Origin of the sequence: Sphingomonas sp. SKA58 (assembly GCF_000153545.1) — a bacterium.
Classification (GTDB): domain Bacteria; phylum Pseudomonadota; class Alphaproteobacteria; order Sphingomonadales; family Sphingomonadaceae; genus Sphingobium; species Sphingobium soli.
The window spans coordinates 686,816-707,198 of record NZ_CH959306.1 but is presented as its reverse complement, the minus strand read 5'-3'; the positions used below and the strand labels follow the sequence as shown (position 1 = coordinate 707,198).

21 protein-coding genes, 1 tRNA gene, 2 pseudogenes and 1 other annotated feature are annotated in these 20,383 nt (G+C 61.2%); of the genes and pseudogenes, 17 read left to right on the top strand and 7 right to left on the bottom strand.

Translation table 11 applies throughout. From position 1 onward, the window contains the following. The first annotated feature begins 141 nt into the window (after positions 1–141). From SKA58_RS03895 to SKA58_RS03890, 3 genes and pseudogenes are all read left to right on the top strand, one after another. Positions 142–215: transfer RNA gene (locus SKA58_RS03895), tRNA-Cys, on the top strand. A 174-nt stretch (positions 216–389) separates the two neighbouring features. Further along, positions 390–500, top strand: a sequence feature (AL1L pseudoknot). Continuing rightward, a pseudogene (locus SKA58_RS19325) lies at positions 408–548 on the top strand (IS3 family transposase); the annotation flags it as partial. Its footprint overlaps the feature before it by 93 nt. Before the next feature lie 165 nt (positions 549–713). Then, on the top strand, positions 714–2,975 hold the full coding sequence (locus SKA58_RS03890) for a TonB-dependent receptor (RefSeq protein ID WP_009821051.1): 2,262 nt from the start codon (positions 714–716) through the stop codon (positions 2,973–2,975). Positions 2,976–3,122: 147 nt separating this feature from the next. On the opposite strand, the pseudogene SKA58_RS20245 reads toward SKA58_RS03890, so the two are convergent. Beyond that, positions 3,123–3,251: pseudogene (locus SKA58_RS20245) on the bottom strand (LysR family transcriptional regulator); the annotation flags it as partial. 135 nt (positions 3,252–3,386) lie between these two features. Next, positions 3,387–4,814: a LuxR C-terminal-related transcriptional regulator gene (locus tag SKA58_RS19100; RefSeq protein WP_009821050.1), complete on the bottom strand. Its 1,428-nt coding sequence runs from the start codon at positions 4,812–4,814 to the stop codon at positions 3,387–3,389. A gap of 265 nt (positions 4,815–5,079) precedes the next feature. Here SKA58_RS19100 and SKA58_RS03880 point away from each other — a divergent pair, with 265 nt between their 5' ends. The 14 genes from SKA58_RS03880 (at position 5,080) to SKA58_RS03825 (ending at position 16,562) form a co-directional block, all read left to right on the top strand. After that, on the top strand, positions 5,080–6,036 hold the full coding sequence (locus SKA58_RS03880; protein ID WP_009821049.1) for a ferritin-like domain-containing protein: 957 nt from the start codon (positions 5,080–5,082) through the stop codon (positions 6,034–6,036). 33 nt (positions 6,037–6,069) lie between these two features. Continuing rightward, on the top strand, positions 6,070–7,056 hold the full coding sequence (locus SKA58_RS03875) for a ferritin-like domain-containing protein (RefSeq protein ID WP_009821048.1): 987 nt from the start codon (positions 6,070–6,072) through the stop codon (positions 7,054–7,056). 32 nt (positions 7,057–7,088) lie between these two features. Next, positions 7,089–8,432: an Nramp family divalent metal transporter gene (locus SKA58_RS03870; RefSeq protein WP_009821047.1), complete on the top strand. Its 1,344-nt coding sequence runs from the start codon at positions 7,089–7,091 to the stop codon at positions 8,430–8,432. An 18-nt stretch (positions 8,433–8,450) separates the two neighbouring features. Next, positions 8,451–8,573, top strand: a complete 123-nt coding sequence (locus tag SKA58_RS20465) for a hypothetical protein (protein ID WP_009821046.1) — start codon at positions 8,451–8,453, stop codon at positions 8,571–8,573. A 95-nt stretch (positions 8,574–8,668) separates the two neighbouring features. Continuing rightward, complete coding sequence (locus SKA58_RS03865; protein ID WP_009821045.1) at positions 8,669–9,244, top strand: sigma-70 family RNA polymerase sigma factor; 576 nt, start codon at positions 8,669–8,671, stop codon at positions 9,242–9,244. Next, complete coding sequence (locus SKA58_RS03860) at positions 9,237–9,929, top strand: anti-sigma factor (protein ID WP_009821044.1); 693 nt, start codon at positions 9,237–9,239, stop codon at positions 9,927–9,929. Before SKA58_RS03865 ends, SKA58_RS03860 begins: the two co-directional genes overlap by 8 nt. A gap of 87 nt (positions 9,930–10,016) precedes the next feature. Beyond that, positions 10,017–10,358, top strand: a complete 342-nt coding sequence (locus SKA58_RS20545; protein WP_198005921.1) for a hypothetical protein — start codon at positions 10,017–10,019, stop codon at positions 10,356–10,358. Further along, complete coding sequence (locus SKA58_RS03855) at positions 10,324–10,734, top strand: MerC domain-containing protein (protein WP_050762991.1); 411 nt, start codon at positions 10,324–10,326, stop codon at positions 10,732–10,734. The genes SKA58_RS20545 and SKA58_RS03855 overlap by 35 nt, the downstream gene beginning before the upstream one ends. Next, positions 10,731–10,964, top strand: coding sequence for a hypothetical protein (locus SKA58_RS03850; RefSeq protein WP_009821042.1), 234 nt, complete (start codon positions 10,731–10,733; stop codon positions 10,962–10,964). The genes SKA58_RS03855 and SKA58_RS03850 overlap by 4 nt, the downstream gene beginning before the upstream one ends. Continuing rightward, complete coding sequence (locus SKA58_RS03845; RefSeq protein ID WP_009821041.1) at positions 10,961–12,094, top strand: CobW family GTP-binding protein; 1,134 nt, start codon at positions 10,961–10,963, stop codon at positions 12,092–12,094. The genes SKA58_RS03850 and SKA58_RS03845 overlap by 4 nt, the downstream gene beginning before the upstream one ends. Continuing rightward, positions 12,091–12,564 (top strand): phosphoribosyl-AMP cyclohydrolase, encoded by a 474-nt coding sequence (gene hisI / locus SKA58_RS03840; protein ID WP_009821040.1) that lies wholly within the window; start codon positions 12,091–12,093, stop codon positions 12,562–12,564. Before SKA58_RS03845 ends, hisI begins: the two co-directional genes overlap by 4 nt. Positions 12,565–12,620: 56 nt before the next feature. Next, on the top strand, positions 12,621–13,070 hold the full coding sequence (locus SKA58_RS03835; RefSeq protein ID WP_232209360.1) for a Fur family transcriptional regulator: 450 nt from the start codon (positions 12,621–12,623) through the stop codon (positions 13,068–13,070). A gap of 35 nt (positions 13,071–13,105) precedes the next feature. Beyond that, positions 13,106–15,190: a M3 family metallopeptidase gene (locus SKA58_RS03830; RefSeq protein ID WP_009821038.1), complete on the top strand. Its 2,085-nt coding sequence runs from the start codon at positions 13,106–13,108 to the stop codon at positions 15,188–15,190. Positions 15,191–15,254: 64 nt separating this feature from the next. Next, positions 15,255–16,562: an alkaline phosphatase PhoX gene (locus SKA58_RS03825; protein ID WP_232209359.1), complete on the top strand. Its 1,308-nt coding sequence runs from the start codon at positions 15,255–15,257 to the stop codon at positions 16,560–16,562. 201 nt (positions 16,563–16,763) lie between these two features. On the opposite strand, the gene SKA58_RS03820 is transcribed toward SKA58_RS03825, so the two are convergent. The 5 genes from SKA58_RS03820 to SKA58_RS03800 all read right to left on the bottom strand — a co-directional run bounded on the left by SKA58_RS03820 (position 16,764) and on the right by SKA58_RS03800 (position 20,122). Next, a complete protein-coding gene (locus SKA58_RS03820) occupies positions 16,764–16,967 on the bottom strand; it encodes a hypothetical protein (RefSeq protein ID WP_009821036.1) in 204 nt (67 codons plus the stop codon). Positions 16,968–17,070: 103 nt separating this feature from the next. Beyond that, positions 17,071–17,532, bottom strand: a complete 462-nt coding sequence (locus tag SKA58_RS03815; protein WP_009821035.1) for a DUF3299 domain-containing protein — start codon at positions 17,530–17,532, stop codon at positions 17,071–17,073. A 147-nt stretch (positions 17,533–17,679) separates the two neighbouring features. Next, positions 17,680–18,171: a DUF3299 domain-containing protein gene (locus tag SKA58_RS03810; RefSeq protein WP_009821034.1), complete on the bottom strand. Its 492-nt coding sequence runs from the start codon at positions 18,169–18,171 to the stop codon at positions 17,680–17,682. 11 nt (positions 18,172–18,182) lie between these two features. Further along, on the bottom strand, positions 18,183–19,478 hold the full coding sequence (locus tag SKA58_RS03805) for an ABC transporter permease (protein WP_009821033.1): 1,296 nt from the start codon (positions 19,476–19,478) through the stop codon (positions 18,183–18,185). Continuing rightward, positions 19,475–20,122, bottom strand: coding sequence for an ABC transporter ATP-binding protein (locus SKA58_RS03800; RefSeq protein WP_232209358.1), 648 nt, complete (start codon positions 20,120–20,122; stop codon positions 19,475–19,477). Before SKA58_RS03800 ends, SKA58_RS03805 begins: the two co-directional genes overlap by 4 nt. Positions 20,123–20,383 lie beyond the last annotated feature (261 nt).

The window sequence follows — 20,383 nt, the reverse complement described above, 5'->3', positions numbered from 1 at the left end:
GAGATCATCGGACCTCTAAATCAGCGGGCGCGCCGCGCCAAGCGGCTTTGCATGGACACGCCCAAGAATCTTAGGGCGCCGCCAAGCCATCCGGCTTGACTTTGCGATCAAAGCCGCACATTTGCGGCGTCCCACTTGCAAGGCCCGATGGCGGAGTGGTGACGCAGCGGACTGCAAATCCGTGCACGCCGGTTCGATTCCGGCTCGGGCCTCCATTTGAACGCGCCAACACCTTAATTTGGTACGTGTTTTTCCGGTGGTTAAGAGGACATCCCCTCACCGTTGCCCACATCGGGTTGCGGCTGGGCGCGAAAGAGAGCGAACTGTGACGGGCAAAACACAGTTTCGCAAAATCATCAGGCCTGGCCTATCTCATCAGCCCGTCTCCTTGGTTATTTGACCGTCCCCGACCGCCCGTTCAAACGATGGCGGCCTTCATAGACGAGCATCGCGCGGAATATAGGGTCGAGCCGATTTGCAGGGTTCTGCCATTTGCCCCATCCACCTATCATGAGTGGGTCGCAAAGCGACGTGATCCGGAGCGCCTGTCAGATCATGTCTGCCAATCATTACAGCGGTTTGTAAACAGGTTGACGATATGTTATATCCTCACTAGGTGCACCCCATTCTGAAACCGGAGGGTTACCTTGAGCGTCGCCAATTCGCAGAAGGCGAAAGCCTGCCTCATTTCTATTGTATCCACCTTGGCTTTCATGCCTATCGAGGCCCTGGCCGAGGACGCGGAGACGGACGATCGCAAAGAGGAGGTTTCAGGCGGGACCCGCGTAAAGTCCGCGCGCGATACCATTGTCGTCACCGGACAGTCGCTCAGCGGGTCTGACGGGGCGACGCCGCTACCTGTCACCGTGCTGAGCGGCGAAGCACTGGTCCATCGCCGGCGCGGTACACTGGGCGAAACGCTGGACGGACTGCCCGGCGTTCACATGGATAATTTCGGCGCCGGCGCTTCGCGCCCCGTCATTCGTGGCCAAACGCTTCCCCGTATCGAGATACTGTCCGATGGCGCGAATGTGTTCGATGCGGCCTCTGTGTCACCCGACCATGCCATCGTTACCGATCCGCTGTTGCTCGACGCGATCGAGGTGCAGCGGGGCCCGGCGGCGATCCGCTATGGCGGGAGCGCCGTCAACGGCGCGATCAACCTCATCGACAGCAAGGTATCCAAGGCGCTTCCCGATGGGGGGATCACCGGCGCTACCGAAGTGCGATATGGAACGGCGGATCAGGAAATGACCACCGCTGGTCGCATTACCGCCGCATTGGGACCAATCGCACTTCACGCGGAAGGATCTTATTCAGATCATGAAGATTACGACGTGCCGGACAGCTATGGTTCCGGTAGGCTTGCGGATTCCTTCGCTGAAAGCTCAAGCTATGCGATCGGCGCATCCTGGGTGACCGACAAGGGCTATATCGGGGTGGCATACACACGGCAGGATGCTCAATATGGCCTGCCAGGACACAGTCACGCCAATGGCGTATGCCACCTGCACGGATATCCTTTTCCTGCGCCCGGCCGGATCGACCTGCATTGCATCGGACATGGCAACTACCAGAACCCGCTCACCAATCCCGACAGCGACACGGCGCTGATAGACCTGCGCAGCGAACGCGTCGACTTGCGCGGTGATTTCGTGGATCTGCTGCCCGGCATATCCAATGTTCGGATCAGGGGTTCATATACCGACTATCAGCACGACGAAGTCGATGGCCCGATCCTGTACAGCCGCTATGCCAACGAGGTGTGGGATGGCCGAATCGAGCTGACCCACAAGCCCTTGTTCGGATTCACCGGCACTCTGGGTGTGCAATATACCGATGGCACATTCAGCGGGCTGAACCTGATCGACCTGCATGTGCCGCCTACCGCGTCGTTCGGCTTTGCCGGTACGCAGGAGTATCGAACCGAGAATATCGGCGTGTTCCTCAGCGAGCGCCGCAGTTTTGGCCCCGTCGATATCGAAATCGCGGCGCGCAAGGACTGGAGAACGATCAAGACTCCAATTCCCGGCGAGTTCTACATCAATCTCGAGGAAGAATATTGGGGCTATTATATCGACAATTATGGCGACGACTGGCGTCAGGATGTCGAGCGGGAGCGCCGGGAGTCCTTCATCGCGAGCAATCCCGATCGGAAGCACAACCCCTTCTCGATCTCCTTGGGTGCAACCTGGAATGTCACTGACGGATACTCGCTAGCGCTTTCGCTCGCGCAGACCGAACGCGCGCCCAATGTCCGCGAGCTGTTCGCCGACGGCAGCAGCCTGGCGACCAACAGTTACGAGGTCGGCCTGCTGGCGACGGGTTTCGTACAGGATCACCTTCCCCAAGACCTGTTTTCCTATGATGACGATGTCATGGAGCGGGCGCGGGCGATTAATCTGACCTTCCGCAAGGCGGGCGGACCGCTGGAGTTCGAAGTCGGCGCCTTCTATCAGGATGTCGACAACTACATCTTCGCGCATTTGCTCGAGACCGAATTCACCACCGGCCAGCGCCACGACTTCCTGCTCTACACCACCGCAGATGCCGAATTTTACGGCGTGGACGGGGAGGTCAGCTATCAGTTTGATGAGAGTTCGCAGGTGACCGTCTTTGGCGATTATGTCGCGACCAACCTTACAAACGATGACCACAATCTCCCGCGCATCCCGCCCGGTCGGCTTGGCGCGCGCTACGCCTATGCAGCCGGTCCGATCTCTGGCGACATCGAATATTATCGCACGTTCGGGCAGGATAAGGTGGCGCTCTACGAGACGCCTACCGACGGCTATAACATGGTCAACGCCACCATCGCTTACAAAATCGATATGGCTCGCGGCGCGGACCTGGAACTCTACGCTCGCGGCACGAACCTGAGCAACGAGCTTGCCTTCGTACACACGTCGTTCGTCAAGGATCAATCGCCGCTGCGGGGGCGAAGCATCGTGTTCGGGCTGCGGACGCAATTTTAGAGAGTGCGTGGCGGCCGGCAACCATCGGCCGCCACTTGATGCCAGTCCATAGCGGCCGCTCTGTGCACCTCTCAACCCAAAAGCCGATCGTCAGCTATTGGCCAGTCTTAAGTGTTAAGGTTAGAAAAGCTGCCGGTCGGCACCGGGTAACTGGCCCAGCGTTTCGCCATTATTCGCCTCGATCGTGCTTCGGACGCTCAGCGCATAATCGCGGCCATTCTTGCGGAACGGCCAGACCGGTTCGGCCCGGCGAAAGTTGAAATTCAGACAATTGTTCAGCGCCCGGCATGGCTCTTTCGATGAGACACATGGTCATAAGCCCATTGCGTGAGCTGATCGTCTGGCATTGAGGAGCGAACACCTGCGAAAGCGCGCGTGCTCATGGTGTTTGCGCTCCGTGCTTGAGCAGGATCACGACCGGTGCCTGTCCCGATCGCCATGACCGGCCTGTCCGATCCCTGCGCGGTGCGCCATTTGGAGAAGTTCGGAAAGATTGCGGGCGTCCAGCCTTTCCATAAGGTGCGCGCGATGGACCTCGACGGTCCTTGGACTGATTCCAAGGGTGCGCGCGATGCTCTTGTTCGTGCCGCCGTCGACGAGACCCAGCAGCACATCGCGCTCGCGGCGAGGCAGGCGAGCAAGTCGGTCATGAAGGTCGTGACGATCCTCCCCCACCTGTTCGAAACGGGGCGGCAAGGCTTCGCAAGCGTGCCGAACCGCTTCGTCCAGGTCGTGGGACGTGACTGGCGCGAGGAGAAAATCAATCGCCCCCGCGCGCATCGTCGCGATGATCTCGTCACTCTCCGTCAATGCGTCGCCGATGAAGACTATCTGAAGATCCGCTGGACGGGCCGACAGGATGCGGGAGAGTGATGCTGCGGCAAGATCGATGCCCCGTATGTCGACGATGATGCAGCCCGGGTTCAGTACATCAGCCACATGCATCAGCGCCTCGGCCGATGAGAACCGCTTGATGCGGTGGTTTGATCGGACGAGCGCGTCATTCAGAGTTGGATCAGCAGCATTCGGATGCTGAATTAAATAGATCTGGATTTCCGGTGACACGTCTTCGACGATGCCGCCGATCCAGTCTTCCTGTCCGGGGCCGGCCGGGATCGCGAAGCAGGTCTCGCGTATCTGGAACCGTATGATGCCTTGTGTATCGACAAGCCGGTAATGCAGCTTGCGCACAATGCCATGCGCGGCGTCTGCCCGCGCTTCAAGCAGGCGTTGCCGGTCATCCTGGTGGACGGCTTGCAGCCAATCGCCATGCTCTTGTCCTGAGCTCTCCATGCCCCACAGGCGCTTGGCGGCAGGGCTCAGATATTCGACCGCGCCACTCGAGGCATGGGTGATCCAGAGCGCATGATGCAAATGCTCGGCAAAACGCTGGAAATGCGTGATTTCCAGGCCCGGCGCCGGCGACGCCCGCAAACCATCCGAAATATCCTCGACGACGACCATGGCACCAGAGACGCCCGATATGGTGGTGGAGGCGAGCGGCACGACACTCATCGAAAGGCGCACTTCCTTGCCGAGATCGTCGCGCAGATTGAATTCGACGGCCGGCATGACGATCTCGCCGGCCATCGCCTTCGTGACGGGATGCGCGAGGAGAGACAGCTGCGTCCCGTCATCAAGAAAACCGCGCCGGCAATCGGCCAGCAGGCAATCAAGAGACATGATGTCAGCGCCCATGTTCCGGCCAAATTGCGCGTTGGCATGGAGTAGCAGGCCATCGTCATCGAAGAGGCCAATGCCGACCGGAACGCGGTCGAGTATGTTAATCAGCTTTTCCGCACGGAGCTCGTCCGTTATTGGCCCATTCTCTCTCGCCATATCCGCTCCCTGATTGGCAGATGCGCGTCCCAGCTCTCTCAAGCTACGGTTGCTTGGCCGAAAAGGATGCAGTGGCTGATTCAGACCACTGCAAAATTATGAGCGAACTACGCACAACGTCCTTAAGGGCAGATCGTTGCTACGTGTCATCCCTTAGATATTGCGCGGAATAGGCAGCGACCGCTTCGTCCGTCACGCCTTTGATTGCTGGCCATGTTCGCACTGGTGGCGAACGTCTCCGGTCAGCCCATCGGAGCAAAGCGACATGAACGAAGATGAGGATCGGACCATCGATCGCCTGCGCGAGCATGGCGAGCGGCGCCAGCAGCGGCGCGAATTTTTCCGTGCGATCGCGGCCGTGGCGGGCGTTGCCGGGAGCATGCAGATGGCGATGACGATTGCGCCCGCCCATGCCCAGGCGACCGCCGTCAGCGATGCGGATGTGCTCAATTTTGCGCTGAATCTCGAATATCTGGAGGCGCAATTTTACGCCTATGCGGCAAGCGGCGTCGGCCTTTCCAACAGCGACCTGTCGGGCAGCGGCTCTCAGGGCGCCGTCAGCGGCGGGCGTCAGGTCAATTTCAGCGACCAGATTGTGGCCCAATATGCCCGGGAGATCGCGGCGGACGAACTGGCGCATGTCAAATTCTTGCGCGCGCAGCTCGGCAATTCGGCGGTCGCGCAGCCGGCCATCGACATCGGCGTGGGTCCCAACAGCGCCTTCTCCGCCGCCGCGCGCGCGGCCGGCCTCATCGGCGCAGGCGAGACGTTCGATCCCTACGCCAGCGACGAGAACTTCTTGCTCGGCGCCTTTATTTTCGAGGATGTGGGCGTAACCGCTTATAAGGGTGCTGCCCCGCTCATCACCAACGAGACCTATCTGGAAGCCGCTGCCGGCATATTGGCGGTGGAGGCCTATCATGCCGCGATCGTGCGGACGACGCTCTATGGCAAGGGCATCGACACGCCTGCGCTACGGTCGTCGGCGGACAAGATTTCCGACGCACGCGACAGCCTGGATGGGGCGAGTGACCTCGATCAGGGCATCTCGCCGATCGGATCGGCGTCCAACATCGTGCCGCTGGACGACAATGGCATCGCCTACAGCCGCTCGACCGGACAGGTGCTCAACATCGTCTATCTCAACAACGCTGCGGTGAGCGGGGGCGGCTTCTTCCCGTCCGGCGTCAACGGTTCGATCCGCACCAGCGCCGCGAATTGAGCGGCCGTCCCAGCCTTTTAAAGGAACAAGATCATGGACCAGAATGATGCGATCATGGCCGCCCTTAGGGCCCGCGCACAGCGCCGCGAAGAACGCCGGCGCTTCTTCAAGGTCGCCGGGAGCGCCGCCGTCCTGGCGTCTGCCGGCAGCCTGTTGTCGGCATGCGACGACGACGACAAGACCACCACGCCGACGCCTACCCCCACGCCCACACCTCCGCCAAGCTTGACGGATGCCGACGTCCTGAATTTCGCGCTTCAGCTCGAATATCTGGAGGCGCAATTCTATACCTATGCCGTTACCGGCGAAGGACTGCCGGGCAGCCAGTTGACGGGAACCGGAACGCAGGGCGCAATCATGGGCGGCCGCAAGGTCACCTTCAGCGATCCTGTCGTCGCCCAATATGCGGCTGAGATTGCCGGGGATGAGGCCAAGCATGTCCTTTTCCTGCGCGATCAACTCGGCAGTTCGGCCGTGGCCCAGCCGGCGATCGATATTAGTGCGGGATCGACAAGCGCCTTCTCAGCGGCGGCGCGGGCGGCGGGCCTTATCAACGACAACCAGTCCTTCGATCCTTATGCCAATGACGAGAACTTCCTGCTCGGGGCGTTCGTGTTCGAGGATGTCGGCGTGACCGCCTACAAGGGTGCAGCTCCCCTCATCTCGAACAAGACCTATCTGGAAGCGGCTGCCGGCATTTTGGCGGCTGAAGCCTATCATGCCGGACTCATCCGTACGGTACTCTACCGCAAGGGGTTGGAAGCGCCCAGCCTGCGGACATCTGCCGACAAGATTTCCGACGCCCGCGACAGTCTCGACGGGTCTTCGGATCTGGACCAGGGCATCAGCCTATCCGACGGCAAGTCCAACATCGTGCCGACCGATACAGACGGCATCGCGTACAGCCGGTCCGCTGGCCAGGTTCTCAACATCGTCTACCTGGACAAGACCGCCAAGAGCGCCGGCGGCTTCTTCCCGTCGGGCTTGAACGGCAACATCAAGACCAGCGCTGCGAACTAACGCCCCGCAACGGACACGACGAGGAGCCGCCCATGTCCCCACCACCGCCCGCCGCCGACACGATCATCGATCCGGTCGCAACGGCCTATCAGCCGAGTCTGCCCGAATCCCATCGATCGGTCGGCGTGCCTGGCGGGGTGGGGCAGTTTTGGCGCAAGCTCGGCGCCTTTGCGGGGCCGGGTTACCTTGTCGCCGTGGGCTATATGGACCCCGGCAACTGGGCAACCGACATCGCGGGCGGGTCGGCTTTCGGCTATACTTTACTGTCAGTCATTCTCTTTTCCAATCTGATGGCGATGCTGTTGCAATCGCTCGCCGCCCGGCTCGGCATCGTTACCGGGCTGGACTTGGCGCAGGCCTGTCGCCAGCATTACAGTCGGCCGGTCCGTATCTTCCTGTGGCTGATGTGCGAGATGGCGATCGTCGCCTGCGACCTGGCCGAGGTGATCGGTACGGCCATCGCCCTGCAACTTCTATTCGGCATCCCGCTCGTGCTCGGTATCTGCATCACCGCCGCCGACGTGCTGCTGATCCTGATGCTCCACCAGCGCGGCTTCCGTCAACTGGAAGCCTTTGTCGTCGCGCTGCTGATCGTCATCGCCGTCTGCTTCGCGATCGAACTGGTCTTTTCGCAGCCCGATATGGCCGCCGTCGCAAAGGGGTTCATACCCACGGCGCAGATCGCCACCAACCCGGCGATGCTCTATATTGCGATCGGCATCCTTGGCGCGACAGTGATGCCGCACAACCTTTATCTCCATTCCTCGCTGGTGCAGACCCGCCGGTTCGACCGGACACGCGGCGGCATTCGCGAAGCGATCCGCTTCGCCACCATCGACAGCACGGTGGCACTCGGTTTCGCCTTTTTCATCAATGCCGCGATCCTGATCCTCGCGGCGTCCGCCTTTCATGCGAACGGACGAACCGATGTCGCCGATATCCATCAGGCTTATGATCTGCTGACCCCGGTGCTGGGCGCGGCTGGCGCGAGCGCATTGTTCGCGACCGCTTTGCTCGCATCGGGCCAGAATTCGACGGTGACGGCGACGCTCGCCGGCCAGATCGTCATGGAGGGCTTTGTCGACTTCAAGGTCAGCCCGTGGGTCCGTCGCCTTGCGACCCGGTTGATGGCGATCGTGCCCGCTGTGATCGTCGCCATCCTCTATGGGCAAAGCGGCACCACCACGCTGTTGATCTTCAGCCAGGTCATCCTCAGTCTCCAACTGCCCTTCGCGGTCGTGCCGCTGGTGCGCTTCACCAGCAACTCCAAGCTGATGGGCAGTTTCGTCAACACGGCATGGATCAAGGCCATCGCCTGGGGCGTGTCGGCAATCATCATTATCCTCAATCTCAAGCTGCTCAGCGAATTTGTCTGACGCCAAAGGAGTTGAAAAATGGATCGTTTCGACAACTTTACCGGTATCGCCATCTCGCGCCTGACCAACCCTCGCAAGCTGATGGTGGGATGTTGCATCCTGCTACTTGCGCCTATTCTGACTGTCGGGGCGATGATGTGATTCCGATCGACGCAAGGTTTTTCCTTGCGTCATGGGTCCGATGTCGGCCCAATGCGTTATGCTATCCATGAAACCCGAAGGGAACGGGACAGCGGATGCAGGATGGGGCCGAAGACGAAATGCAAGCGGCCCGCCAGCAGCTTGTTGAAGCCATGGCGGATGCGGCGTCCGGCGAGACATCTGCGGTAAAGACGATCTATGACATGACCTCGGCGAAACTCTTCGGAATATGCCTGCGTATCTGCGGCGATCGGGAGGCTGCGGAGGATGTGTTGCAGGACGTCTATGTGAAGGTGTGGCGCCGGGCAAGTTCGTTCGATCCTGCCAAGGCCAGTCCGATCAGCTGGATGGCAGTGATCGCGCGTAACGCCTCTATCGACTGGTGCCGGCGCGAGACGCGTCATGCAGTCTCCTCGGATGACACCCTGATGATGGCCATTGATGATGCGCCTCTGGCAGACACCCGGCTGGAGCAGGTCGAGATGCGTGCGCGGCTGATCGCCTGTCTGGAGAATCTGAGCGCTGACCAGTCTGGCGCCATCCGCCTCGCGTTTCTCGAGGGGCGGACGTATCAGCAATTGTCGCAGGATCAGGGAACGCCAGTTGGAACACTCAAAAGCTGGGTCAGGCGCGGCATCGCGCAATTGAAGGCGTGCCTTGGTGATGACTGAGCCCACGCCGCCCGAACGGGATCTGCTCGCGGCCGAGCTGGCTCTTGGCCTGCTGGACGGGACGGAACGCGCGGAGGCGCTGCGCCTGTGCCTGTCCGATCCAGCCTTTGCGCGAGCGGTCGATGCGTGGAGCATCCGCCTGTCGCCCTTGCTGGATGGCGTGCCTCCTGTGGTGGCGCCCGAACGCGCATGGCATGCGGTGGCCGCGCGCATCGGTGCAGTGCCTCAGCTTGCAAATGATGCGACCGTTCTCCAGCTGAGGCATTGGCGTCGCGGGGCGCTGCTACTCGGTGCGATCGCGGCTTGCCTCGCCCTTTTCCTCGTGGTTCGCCCGGCCAAGATACCCGGCTCACCTAGCGTTGGCGTGTCGCAACTCGCCGACGCCAGCGGTGCCGCGATATTGGGTGTCGCCTATGATCGTCAACATGGGACGTTGCGACTCAGTCAGACGTCCATCGGGACGGCGACTAAGATGCCAGAACTCTGGATTATCCCTTCCGACGGCAAGCCACGATCGCTCGGCCTGCTGGCGCAGGACACGAAATCGATCCACGTCAGCCGGGAAATGCAGATTTTCTTCGAAAATGGCGCCACTCTGGCGATCACGCTGGAAGATCCCGGGACCGCCCCGCATGAGGCGCCCAGCTCCACACCGATCCTGACCGGCAAAATCACCGATATCTGACCGGCAAGCGCATCCGTCTGACTCCTCATGACGTAACTTCGTCGCATCTCCCGCAGAAGGGAATGCGCGAAGCAGCACATACCAGACATGGCTTTTTCATTTCATCGCCACGTGGCGAGCATCGGCGCTCTTCTCTTATCGTCGGCAGGCGGCCTGACCACGCAGGCCAAAAATCCCATGGTCGGCCGCGCCGCCATATATCCCACGAAGACGATTATGAACAATGCGGTCAACTTGAAGGACCACAACACTGGTCGCGGCGATCACGGCAACGGGAGTTGGCGAAACCCTGTTGTCAGTGGAAGCCATAATTTACCCTTGACCTTTATGTTACAGTATATCATCCCCAATGCAGCGAAGGGCAAGGGATGCCCAGCGCTGATGGGAGTCGGGCATGGCCGTCAATACGCAAGGACAACGACTATTTGACGGTATCGCGATCGGTGCCTCGATCCTCTGTATGATCCATTGCCTTGTCCTGCCTGTTTTGATCGTCCTGCTGCCGACCCTCGCCGCCTTTTTCATGATGCCCGAAGACTTTCATGTCTGGGCGCTCGCGCTTGCCGTCCCCACTAGCGTCCTGGCCCTGGCGACCGGCTATCGCCGCCATCGCAGGATCAGGCCAACGATCATCGCGCTGCCGGGGCTCGGCCTGCTGGCCTTCGGTGCTTTGCTGGCGCCGACCGAGAGCACAGAAACCATGTTGTCTGTTGCTGGCGCACTGCTCCTTGCCATCGGACATGCCCTCAACTGGCAGGCACTGCATGATAGCGGCGCACCGCAGAGAGGAAGCCGGACCTTATGAAACCGCCGCTTATTGCCCGCAATTACGAGGAATGGAAACATTGCATCACGGTCTTGTGCCGCATTCCGATGACGCCCGCTTTCGTCGAAGCGCGCATCGCGGCGCTCGCCGATCTGCGTGATTATGGAACGGTGCGCTTTGTCGAAACCTGGGGAGAAGCCCATCTTGAGCGGGTAAAAGCCTGGTTTCTTGAGGCCCGCGCCGAACTTGCTGCCGGGGGCGCTTCATGAGCGCGCTTTTCGCCGGTCCCCAGTCGCTGATTCCGGTGTCGGTGCTGACCGGCTTTCTCGGCAGCGGCAAGACCACGCTGCTCAATCATCTGGTCAATGCGCCGGAAATGCGCCGCGCGCTTGTCGTCATCAACGAGTTTGGCGCGGTCAGCCTCGACCATGATCTCATCACCCGGTCGAGCGATGACCTGGTGGTGGAAATGATGGGCGGATGCCTGTGCTGCACGATCCGCGGCGATCTGTTGCGGACGCTGCGCGATGCGCCTTGGCGATTCGCGCGCGAGGGCAAATGCTGGTTCGACCGCGTGGTCATCGAGACGACCGGACTGGCCGATCCCGCGCCGATCCTGCACACGCTGATGACCGATAGCCACCTGGCGACGCTCTATCGGCTGGACGGGGTGATCGCGACGGTGGATGCCGCCGCCGCCATGGCGACGCTCGACGCGCAGGAGGAGGCGATCAAACAGGCCGCCATGGCCGATCGCATCCTGCTGACCAAGACCGACCTTGTCACAGGCGATAAGCGAGTGGCAATTGAGCAACGACTGCGCGCACTCAATCCCGCCGCACCGATCATTCCGGTCAGCAATGGAGAGGCCGATCCCCGCTCGCTATTCGATGCGGGCCTCTACGATCCTGCGACCAAAACGAACGACGTCCAACGCTGGCTTCAGGCCGAGGCTTATACGGACGATCATCACAGGCATGACCACCATCACCATCATAACCTGAACCGCCATGACGATCATATCCACGCCACCTGTCTGACGTTTGACGAACCGCTTGATGCCAAAGGCTTCGAGCGATGGCTGGACATCCTCACCATGTTCAAAGGGCCAGACATCCTGCGCATAAAGGGGATCGTCAACCTGATCGGGGAGCCGAAGCCCGTCGTTATCCACGGCGTCCAGCATATCTTCCATCCACCGGTGCTGCTCGATGCCTGGCCATCGGATGACAGGAGGACGCGGCTGGTTTTCATCACGCGCGACATACCCGCCGAAGAACTGCGCGATACGCTGGCGCTGCTTACCAGCGGCATCGAACGCTACAGGCTGCCGGGCTATGTCGAGGATCTGCTCAACGACCGCGCGCCCGCCCTAGGTTCCGGGAGGATCGGATCATGACGATGTTCGCCGCACGCACGGGCGTCGAGCAGGTCGAACTCGGCCATGATCTCGCGCCGCGCTTCGATGCCGAAGGGCTGATGCCCACGATCGTCGTCAATGCCAACGACCAGATGGTTTTGATGCTTGGCTATATGAACGCCGAAGCGTTGGGGCGGACATTATGGACGCGCCAAGCGCATTTCTGGTCACGCAGCCGCCGCGCCTTGTGGCGCAAGGGTGAACATAGCGGCTTTAGGCAGAGGGTCGATCATGTGTTGGTCGATGACGATCAGGATGCGCTGATCCTGATGGTGACGATCGATGCGCCGGGAAGCTGCCACGTCGGGTTCCGATCCTGCTTCTATCGCGAAGTCGACCTCGACATGCTCCCGGATAAAAGTCCGGTCAGACTGCGTCGCATCGAGCGCGAGGCTGCATTTGACGCGAAGACAGTCTATGCCGGCCTGCCAAATCCTACGCGGCTGTGATTATGCGAGCGGCGCCCCTTTCGCTCCACACAGCCGATAGTAAATTTCGCTTGCCCGTGCGGCGAACACCAGAAGATCTGGACGCGCTCATCCTCGACCTCCTCGCTCGGTCGAACCGGCCGATCAGCGCCTACGACATTTCCCATCGGTCCATGGACGTTGGCCGGCCGGTCGTGCCCAACCAGGTGTATCGGACGCTCGCGCGGCTGATCGAACGGGGCTTGGTCCATCGGGTGGAATCGCTTTCAGCCTATATGCTGAGGCAGCAATCCTTCGACGGATGCATGATCTGCGATCAGTGCCATACGGTCCAACTCCTGTCTAATCCGGAGGTCATTTCCGGGCTTGAGGATTGTGCACAGCGGCTGGGTTTTGCCATCCAGCGGACCGTTGTCGAGTTGCACGGGCATTGCAGGGATTGTGAGGCCAATATCCGCGCCACTGGCGACCATGAGGCAGCGCTGGCTTTGCCAACTGTCTCTTCATCACCCATCGTTGGAGTTTGAACGTGCATCTGCTTGCCTGTACCGTCTCTATTGCCATGCTGATATCTCCGCTCTCCACCGCCGCCGCTGCACCGGCCGCCGCCTTGGCTGACCAGTCGACCAACCCGTTGCTCGGCGAATGGACGACCCCTGATGGGGTGCCGCCCTATGACCGAATCCGGCCAGAGCATTACGAGCCTGCATTCGATGCCGCCCTTGTCGCCGCCCGTGCCGACTATCGGCGCATCGCCGACAATGCCGCCGTGCCTACCTTTGCCAACACCATTGAGGCGATGGAGGGCGCCGGTCGCCCGCTCGGCCGCATCGCCAGCGTCTTTTTCAACGTCGCGTCCGCAGACGCGACCGACGCGATCCAGGCGATCGAGGAGCGCGTCACGCCAAAGCTGACCCGCCTTTCGAACGAGACCTTCCTTGACCAAAAGCTTTTTGGCCGGGTCGACCGGCTGTGGAAAGCGCGCGCCACGCTTGGCCTCGACCCCGAACAGGCGCGCCTGCTGGAAGAAACCCATGAGAAGTTCGTCCGCGCCGGCGCGGCATTGCAGCCGGCCGCACGGGCGCAAGTCGCAGCGATCAACGAGGCGTTGGCAAAGCTGGGCGTTGAATTCGGACAGAAGCTGCTGGCCGACCAGAAGGCGAACGACGTTCTCCTGACGGCCGACGACGTTGCCGGTTTGCCGGGCGACCAGCGCAGCGCCGCAGCGATCGCGGCGAAGGCGGCTGGGCGCGAGGGGGGCTACCTCTTTCCCGCCACGCGATCGGCCGCTGAGCCGTTTTTGACGGCGTCGCCCAATCGGTCGGCGCGCGAGCAGATCTGGCGCGCCTTCGTAATGCGCGGCGACAACGGCGATGCGAACGACACCAATGCCATCATCGCGAAGCTGGTCGCGCTCAGGATCAAGCGGGCGAAACTGCTCGGTGCACAGAGCCACGCCGAATTCGTGCTTGAGGACCAAATGGCTAAAACGCCAGAAGCGGCGATGGACCTGCTGATGAAGGTCTATCGCCCCGCATTGGAACGCGCGAAGGAAGAATTGCGCGATATCACCGCCCGCGCCGCCAGGGATGGGATCAGCACGGTCGAACCTTGGGACTGGCGCTATTATGCCGAACAGGTGCGCAAGGAACGCTATGCGCTCGATGAGGCTGCGATCAAACAATATATGCCGCTCGACGGCTGGGCGGCAGCGCTGTTTGATACCACAAACAAGCTCTACGGCATTACTGCGCACGAGCGGAAGGACGTGCCCGTCTATGCCGACGGCGTGCGGGTCTGGGAGTTGCGCGAGGCGGACGGGCGCAAGATCGGCCTGTTCTACGCCGATTGGTTCGCGCGGCCGACCAAGCGCCCGGGTGCCTGGATGAACAGCCTGCGGGACGAGAATAGCCTGTTCGGCGAGCAGGCGATCGTCGTCAATAACCAGAATATCGTGCCGCCCGCCCCGGGCCAGCCCGCGCTGATCTCAATCGATGAGGCCGAGACCCTGTTTCACGAGTTCGGTCACGGCCTCCACGGCCTGCTCAGCAAGGTGCGCTATCCCAGCCTGTCGGGAACCGCCGTCTCGCGCGACTTTGTGGAGTTTCCAAGCCAGGTCTATGAACATTGGGTGATGGAGCCGCAGGTACTGCGCAAATATGCGCGCAACGCGGCGGGCGAACCCATGCCAGAGGCAATGATGCAGTCCCTGATCAAGGCGCGGACATTCAATCAGGGCTATCTGACGGTCCAGCAACTCTCCTCCGCGATCCTGGACATGCGGTTGCATTCGCTGACCAGCCTGCCCGCGAATTTCGATGCCCGAACATGGGAGGCGGCGCAGCTCAAGGATCTCGGCGTGCCGGAGGAAATTGGCATGCGGCATCGGCTTGCCCATTTCAGCCATATCTTCGACGGCGGCTATTCGGCGGGCTATTATGCCTACACCTGGGCGGAAGTCATGGATGCCGACGGGTTCGAGGCCTTCACGGAAGCGGGCAACATCTTTGATCCAACCCTCGCTGCAAAGCTGCGCCGGGAGATTCTGGAGCGTGGTAACACGCGTGACCCGGTCGAAAGCTATACGGCGTTTCGAGGCAGGATGCCGTCGCCCGACGCGCTGCTGCGAAACCGGGGATTGGAATGAGAGCGCGTCGGATGAGGAAAGATGCGCCCCGGCAATGATGCATCGGCGTGGATTTGCGATCAGCATGGCGACGGCGCTGGGCGGGCTGGCGATCGCGGGCTGCGCTGAACGCACGTCTCTTTTGACCGGCGCGGCTACGCCATCGGCGGGCTATGGCCCTACCCTTCCTGACCCTGCCGGATTGCTCGATCTGCCTGCGGGCTTTTCCTACCGCGTTATCTCACAATTCGGTGAGGCGATGAGCGACGGCCGCGCCGTGCCTGACCGTGCCGACGGCATGGGCTGCTTCACACTGCCTGGCGGACGTCACGCGCTGGTGCGCAACCATGAACTTTCACCGAACGGTATCGACCAGGGCGCCTTGCGCGGGGCGGCGGGCGATCTGCTCGCCTACGACCGGCTGAGCGACGGTCGCGCGCTTCCCGGAGGCACGACGACGATCATTATCGACGATGCGAGCGGCCGGGCAGTTTCGCAGCATCTGAGCCTCGCCGGCACGATCCGCAACTGCGCGGGTGGTATCACGCCGTGGGGCAGTTGGTTGAGTTGCGAGGAGGACGTCACCAAAGCGGGGAATGGGGTCGGCCAGGATCATGGCTGGGTGTTCGAAGTTCCGGCAACGGCGCGGGGGCTGGTTGATCCGCAGCCGATCCGCGCCATGGGCCGCTTCAACCATGAAGCCGCGGCAATCGATCCACGCACCGGTATCGTCTATCTGACCGAGGATCGCGATGATGGGCTGCTCTACCGCTATGTGCCTCATCGTCCTGGCAGGCTCATGGCGGGAGGGCGCCTCCAGGCCTTGGCGCTGCTAGATCCCGCGCGAACCGACAGCCGGAACTGGGCCGGCACCGACGTGGCGGAGGGCGACTGGTTGGCTGTCCGCTGGATCGACCTCGATGGGACCGATGCTCCAGACGACGATCTGCGCCAACGCGGCAATCAGGCGGGTGCGTTGCGGTTCGCGCGGGGCGAAGGGATCCACTGGGGCGATGGCGAGCTGTTCTTCTGCTGCACTTCGGGGGGCGCGGCGAAATTGGGGCAGATCATGCGGCTGCGGCCGGGAAGGTCGGGCGACCGGCTCCAGCTCTTCGTCGAATCGCGCGGCAAGACAATGCTCGACTTTGGCGACAATCTGACGGTGGCGCCCAATGGCCATCTCGTGGTGTGCGAGGATCAATATACCAAGGTGGTCGCCAACCGGCTGATCGGCGTGACGCCGGGCGGCGCGACCTATGTGCTGGCCGCCCTCACCGCGCAGACCGAGCTTGCGGGTGCCTGCTTCTCGCCTGACGGCAGAACCCTTTATGTCAACGCTTATAGTCCGGCCAAGACCTTGGCTATCACCGGGCCGTGGATGCGTATGGCCTGAAGGGAATCTTTAATACGACCCTTGGCTTTGGCTTTGTGCATGGGCCTTGCATCTGCACTGGCCAGTGGCTGGAGGCGTCTTTGCTACCGCTCACTCCAAATTGCAGCATCCTGCCTGCTGGTGCCCTGCTCGTTAAAGACCTGTTTGCTTTGCGATCAAGCACATAGCGCATTTGCGTCAGCGAAGATCGCCCTAATGGGTTTATTGTTGCGCCATTTCGGCCGGGGCGGGATCAGCCTTGAAACGTGAGGCGAACACGGCCTTGGCTTTTTCCAGTTCGGCCGCCTTCTCTCGGTCATAGCGTGCCAACGCTTCCTCCTGCGCCGCGAGCTGTTGCTTATAGGTCAAGCCAGTGTAATCAATCGCGGCCAGAATGTCCGCTTCCCCGAAGCCATATCCATGCATGTCGCAGCCATCGCCGGCATCGCGACGAGCAGTAATACGCCAGATGCCATTTTAAACATGATTGAAACTGGACCACGCATGGATCTTGTCCTTTCAATGCCGCTCAAATCTCGCGGCTCTCCTGCATCTGGTAGAAAATGCCACTTTCGTCCTCGCCGCTCAGGATCAGCCGTCCTTCAAAGGACTGAACGCCCGATCGTACCGCGATGGGAGAATTCGTCCTGATCTCGATGAATTGATTGGGCGCAGGATTCAGGTGGAACGGGCAGTCAGGTGGATAGGCGAGCAGAACGAAATGCGTCTGCCTGGGGCTGTTTTGAAGCGGCATGACATAACCACTGACCTTGATCCGCTTGCCCTTGAGTGCCTTTACCTTCTGCGAAAAGGCCGGCTTCGAATAGATCGTGCCGGTTTGGCGTCGCTGGATTTCCTTGGTCGATTCAAGCACCGTCCAGGATATCCCACCTGGCGGCGCGGCGGCCGGTTTCCATACCGACTCGGACGGTTTCAAATTATCGGGACGCTGCGCGACCGCCGCCGGCGCGATCAGGACCGCCACCGCCACGGCATGGCACAAGAATAAAGCTGCAACGCGCAACACATGTCTCCGATCAGATATGAGATATCGTGATATTCCGACATGACGAAGTCAAGCTGGGTTCCCGCCATTCGCCCCAGCCTTTCGCGCAAAATCGCGGCGGTTCATCATGTCTCAGCCGGGACGCGCGTTGACGAGACGATAGAAGATGCCACTCTCATCATAACCAGTCAGTTGCAAGGTGCCCGTGACCACATGCACCTTGCTCTCATCGGTCGGAAAGGGGACCGCGGCTTTGACCTCCATGAACTGGTTCGGCAGCGCGTGCATGTGAAACGGACAGCCCGGTGGATAACCGAGCAACACCCAATGTTTCTGCTGGCGGCCATTTTCCAGCGGCATCATCCAGCCAGCCACCTTGACCTGCTTACCGTTGAGCGCCTTCACCGCGGCCGGGAATGTCGGCTTGGTGAAGATCGTCATCGTCGCTTCGTCCGTGCGATCGTTGAGCTTGGTCTGCTGCAACAGGGACCAGGGCGTGCCGCCCGGCGGCGTTTTTGCCGGTTGCCAGACATCTGTCGCTGGCGCCGGTTTGCCCAGCTGCATGGCGGCGCCAGCAGGAATGGACATAGCGAATAGGATCGCGGCCAGAAACGGAAGGCGCATCGTCAAAATTCCTAGCTTGAGCGGGAAAGAGTATCCGCGAGATCAAGGCGGAACACACGAATGGCGGGAATTATCGCCGCCACAAAGCCGATGCCTAGCACCGCAAGGACGATGCCCCATTCGCCCGGTAGGAGGGCGAGCGGATCAAAGCCCAAGTCTCTGAGTTGCGCGAAATTAGCGCGCGCGAGCGCCAGGATGCCGTGTCCCAGGACGAGACCTGCGATAGCGCCGATCGCGGCAATGAGCAGCCCTTCAACGACGATCGTGCCAAAAACCTGCACGCGGCTCGCTCCCATGACCCGCAGCAGCGCAAGGTCGCCCTCACGCGCCGATGCCGCCGCCAGGAGCGCGACGAAAATGGAAAGCCCCCCGGTCGCTGCGAGCAACCAGGCGAAAAGCTGCGCCCCATCGATGCCGACCCCCAGTAGCGAGAGCAGGCGCGCGGTCTCTATTGCCGGCACCGCTGCCTGCATGTTGGTCTGGCGGTTGATCATGGACGGGATGCGCACCGCGCCGAAAGCGGACTTGTAGGACACAAGCAGCGCGGTGATTTCCGGCTTCATTTCCTCATGTTCTGTCAGGCTGGCGGCCTCGTGCTCGTGCTCGTGCTCGTGCTCATCCTGATGCGCGCCGGCCTCGTGATGGTCCGTATCTTCGCCCTCATGGGCTTGCGTGCCATGATGATCGTGGTCGATGCCATGCGCGTCCCAAACGCTCTCGACCGGGGTGAGGATCAACCGATCCATAACAGAGCCGGTGGGGGCAAGTATGCCGACAGTCGTAAAGGGCGAATGTTCATGCTCTCCGGCCGCCCCGTCCGCGACCAGTCCGTGCGATCCGACGAAGCGCTGGCCGAGATCCATGCCTAGCTCCTGCGCCACGCGCGCGCCGATCACCACCTCTTGCGCCTTGCCGAACATCCGCCCTTTGGCGAGCTTTGCATTCTGTAGCGTCAAATAGGACGGCTCGGTGCCGACGATGCGATAGCCCCGGAAATTGTCACCCATGGCGAGCGGTATCGCCTGACGCACAGAAGGATCGCGGCGCAGGAGTGCAACGCTCTCGAGCGGGATATTCCCGGTTGGTGTATCCATTTGGTAGATGCTGGACAGGATCAGCTGAAGCGGCGACCCCTTGGCGCCGACCACAAGGTCTATCCCTTGCGCATCGCGTTCAAAACGCTCGCCAAGCTGCGTCGAGACCGACAGCAGCATGACGAGTGTGGCCACCGCCAGCGCCAGCAGCAGAATGTTGAGCGCCGTCATCAGCGGACGATCGCGCAGATAAGCGAGGGCAAGGCCGATCATTGGACCGTTGTCCCTGCCGGAACGAGGCTGACGGTGCGCGGGATCAGCGCCTTGAGCCGTTCATCATGCGTGGCGATGAGCAAGGTCGACCCATTGCGGTCGGCCGTTTCGAGCAGAAGGGAAGCCACCCGACGGGCATTGTCGTCATCCAGCGCCGAGGTGGGCTCGTCCGCGATCAGCAGCCGTGGCTTGCCAACCAGTGCGCGCGCGATCGCCGCCCGCTGCGCCTCGCCCTGGCTCAGCAAGCGCGGCTTGGCCGAAGCCCGGTGGCCGACGCCGACCTGATCCAAAAGGGCATCTATATTATCGTCGTTAGCGGGATGCCCACTTAAGCGGCTCGCAAGGCGCAGATTGTCGCGGACGGTCAGTGCCGAAACAAGCCTCAGCGACTGGAAGATAAGCCCGATCTTATCACGCCTCAGTCGGTCGCGAGCAGCCGCGCCTTGTCCGGTCATCGGTTCGCCATCAATGATGATGCTACCCTGATCAGGTTCCAGCAAACCCGAGATAGCATGGATCAGCGTCGTCTTGCCCGACCCTGACGGTCCTAGAAGCAGATGGTGCTCGCCTTCATTCAGCTCGAGCGCTAATTTACAGAGAACCGGTCGTTTATCATACCGATGTTCCAACGCCTGTACGACCAAGATAGGATGGGCGGACATTATCTGAATCTCCCGTGCCGCACCCCCGCGGCCACAGCAACAAAAACGATATATCGTTACACGCCCGTCGTACAAGGCTTGTTTTCGCTGGAATATGGAAGGAAATCTCGCGTCGCGTTGGTTGCTCAGAATGGCAGGGAGGGCAAGACTGCGATTACTCGCACTTTGCGGCGGACGGGCGGTCTTTGCCAGACCGCGCGTATATCAGGACCCCGTTCGCGCCTTTTAGCAGCGCCTTCGTCA

Coding starts and splice junctions, on each gene's coding strand:
- SKA58_RS03880 (WP_009821049.1), top strand. CDS start 5,080: ATGAACGAAGATGAGGATCGGACCATCGATCGCCTGCGCGAGCATGGC.
- hisI (WP_009821040.1), top strand. CDS start 12,091: ATGACGATGTTCGCCGCACGCACGGGCGTCGAGCAGGTCGAACTCGGC.
- SKA58_RS03860 (WP_009821044.1), top strand. CDS start 9,237: ATGACTGAGCCCACGCCGCCCGAACGGGATCTGCTCGCGGCCGAGCTG.
- SKA58_RS03875 (WP_009821048.1), top strand. CDS start 6,070: ATGGACCAGAATGATGCGATCATGGCCGCCCTTAGGGCCCGCGCACAG.
- SKA58_RS03850 (WP_009821042.1), top strand. CDS start 10,731: ATGAAACCGCCGCTTATTGCCCGCAATTACGAGGAATGGAAACATTGC.
- SKA58_RS03865 (WP_009821045.1), top strand. CDS start 8,669: ATGCAGGATGGGGCCGAAGACGAAATGCAAGCGGCCCGCCAGCAGCTT.
- SKA58_RS19100 (WP_009821050.1), bottom strand. CDS start 4,814: ATGGCGAGAGAGAATGGGCCAATAACGGACGAGCTCCGTGCGGAAAAG.
- SKA58_RS03870 (WP_009821047.1), top strand. CDS start 7,089: ATGTCCCCACCACCGCCCGCCGCCGACACGATCATCGATCCGGTCGCA.
- SKA58_RS20545 (WP_198005921.1), top strand. CDS start 10,017: ATGGCTTTTTCATTTCATCGCCACGTGGCGAGCATCGGCGCTCTTCTC.
- SKA58_RS03890 (WP_009821051.1), top strand. CDS start 714: ATGCCTATCGAGGCCCTGGCCGAGGACGCGGAGACGGACGATCGCAAA.
- SKA58_RS20465 (WP_009821046.1), top strand. CDS start 8,451: ATGGATCGTTTCGACAACTTTACCGGTATCGCCATCTCGCGCCTGACC.
- SKA58_RS03810 (WP_009821034.1), bottom strand. CDS start 18,171: ATGCGCCTTCCGTTTCTGGCCGCGATCCTATTCGCTATGTCCATTCCT.
- SKA58_RS03845 (WP_009821041.1), top strand. CDS start 10,961: ATGAGCGCGCTTTTCGCCGGTCCCCAGTCGCTGATTCCGGTGTCGGTG.
- SKA58_RS03820 (WP_009821036.1), bottom strand. CDS start 16,967: ATGCATGGATATGGCTTCGGGGAAGCGGACATTCTGGCCGCGATTGAT.
- SKA58_RS03805 (WP_009821033.1), bottom strand. CDS start 19,478: ATGATCGGCCTTGCCCTCGCTTATCTGCGCGATCGTCCGCTGATGACG.
- SKA58_RS03855 (WP_050762991.1), top strand. CDS start 10,324: ATGGCCGTCAATACGCAAGGACAACGACTATTTGACGGTATCGCGATC.
- SKA58_RS03825 (WP_232209359.1), top strand. CDS start 15,255: ATGGCGACGGCGCTGGGCGGGCTGGCGATCGCGGGCTGCGCTGAACGC.
- SKA58_RS03830 (WP_009821038.1), top strand. CDS start 13,106: ATGCTGATATCTCCGCTCTCCACCGCCGCCGCTGCACCGGCCGCCGCC.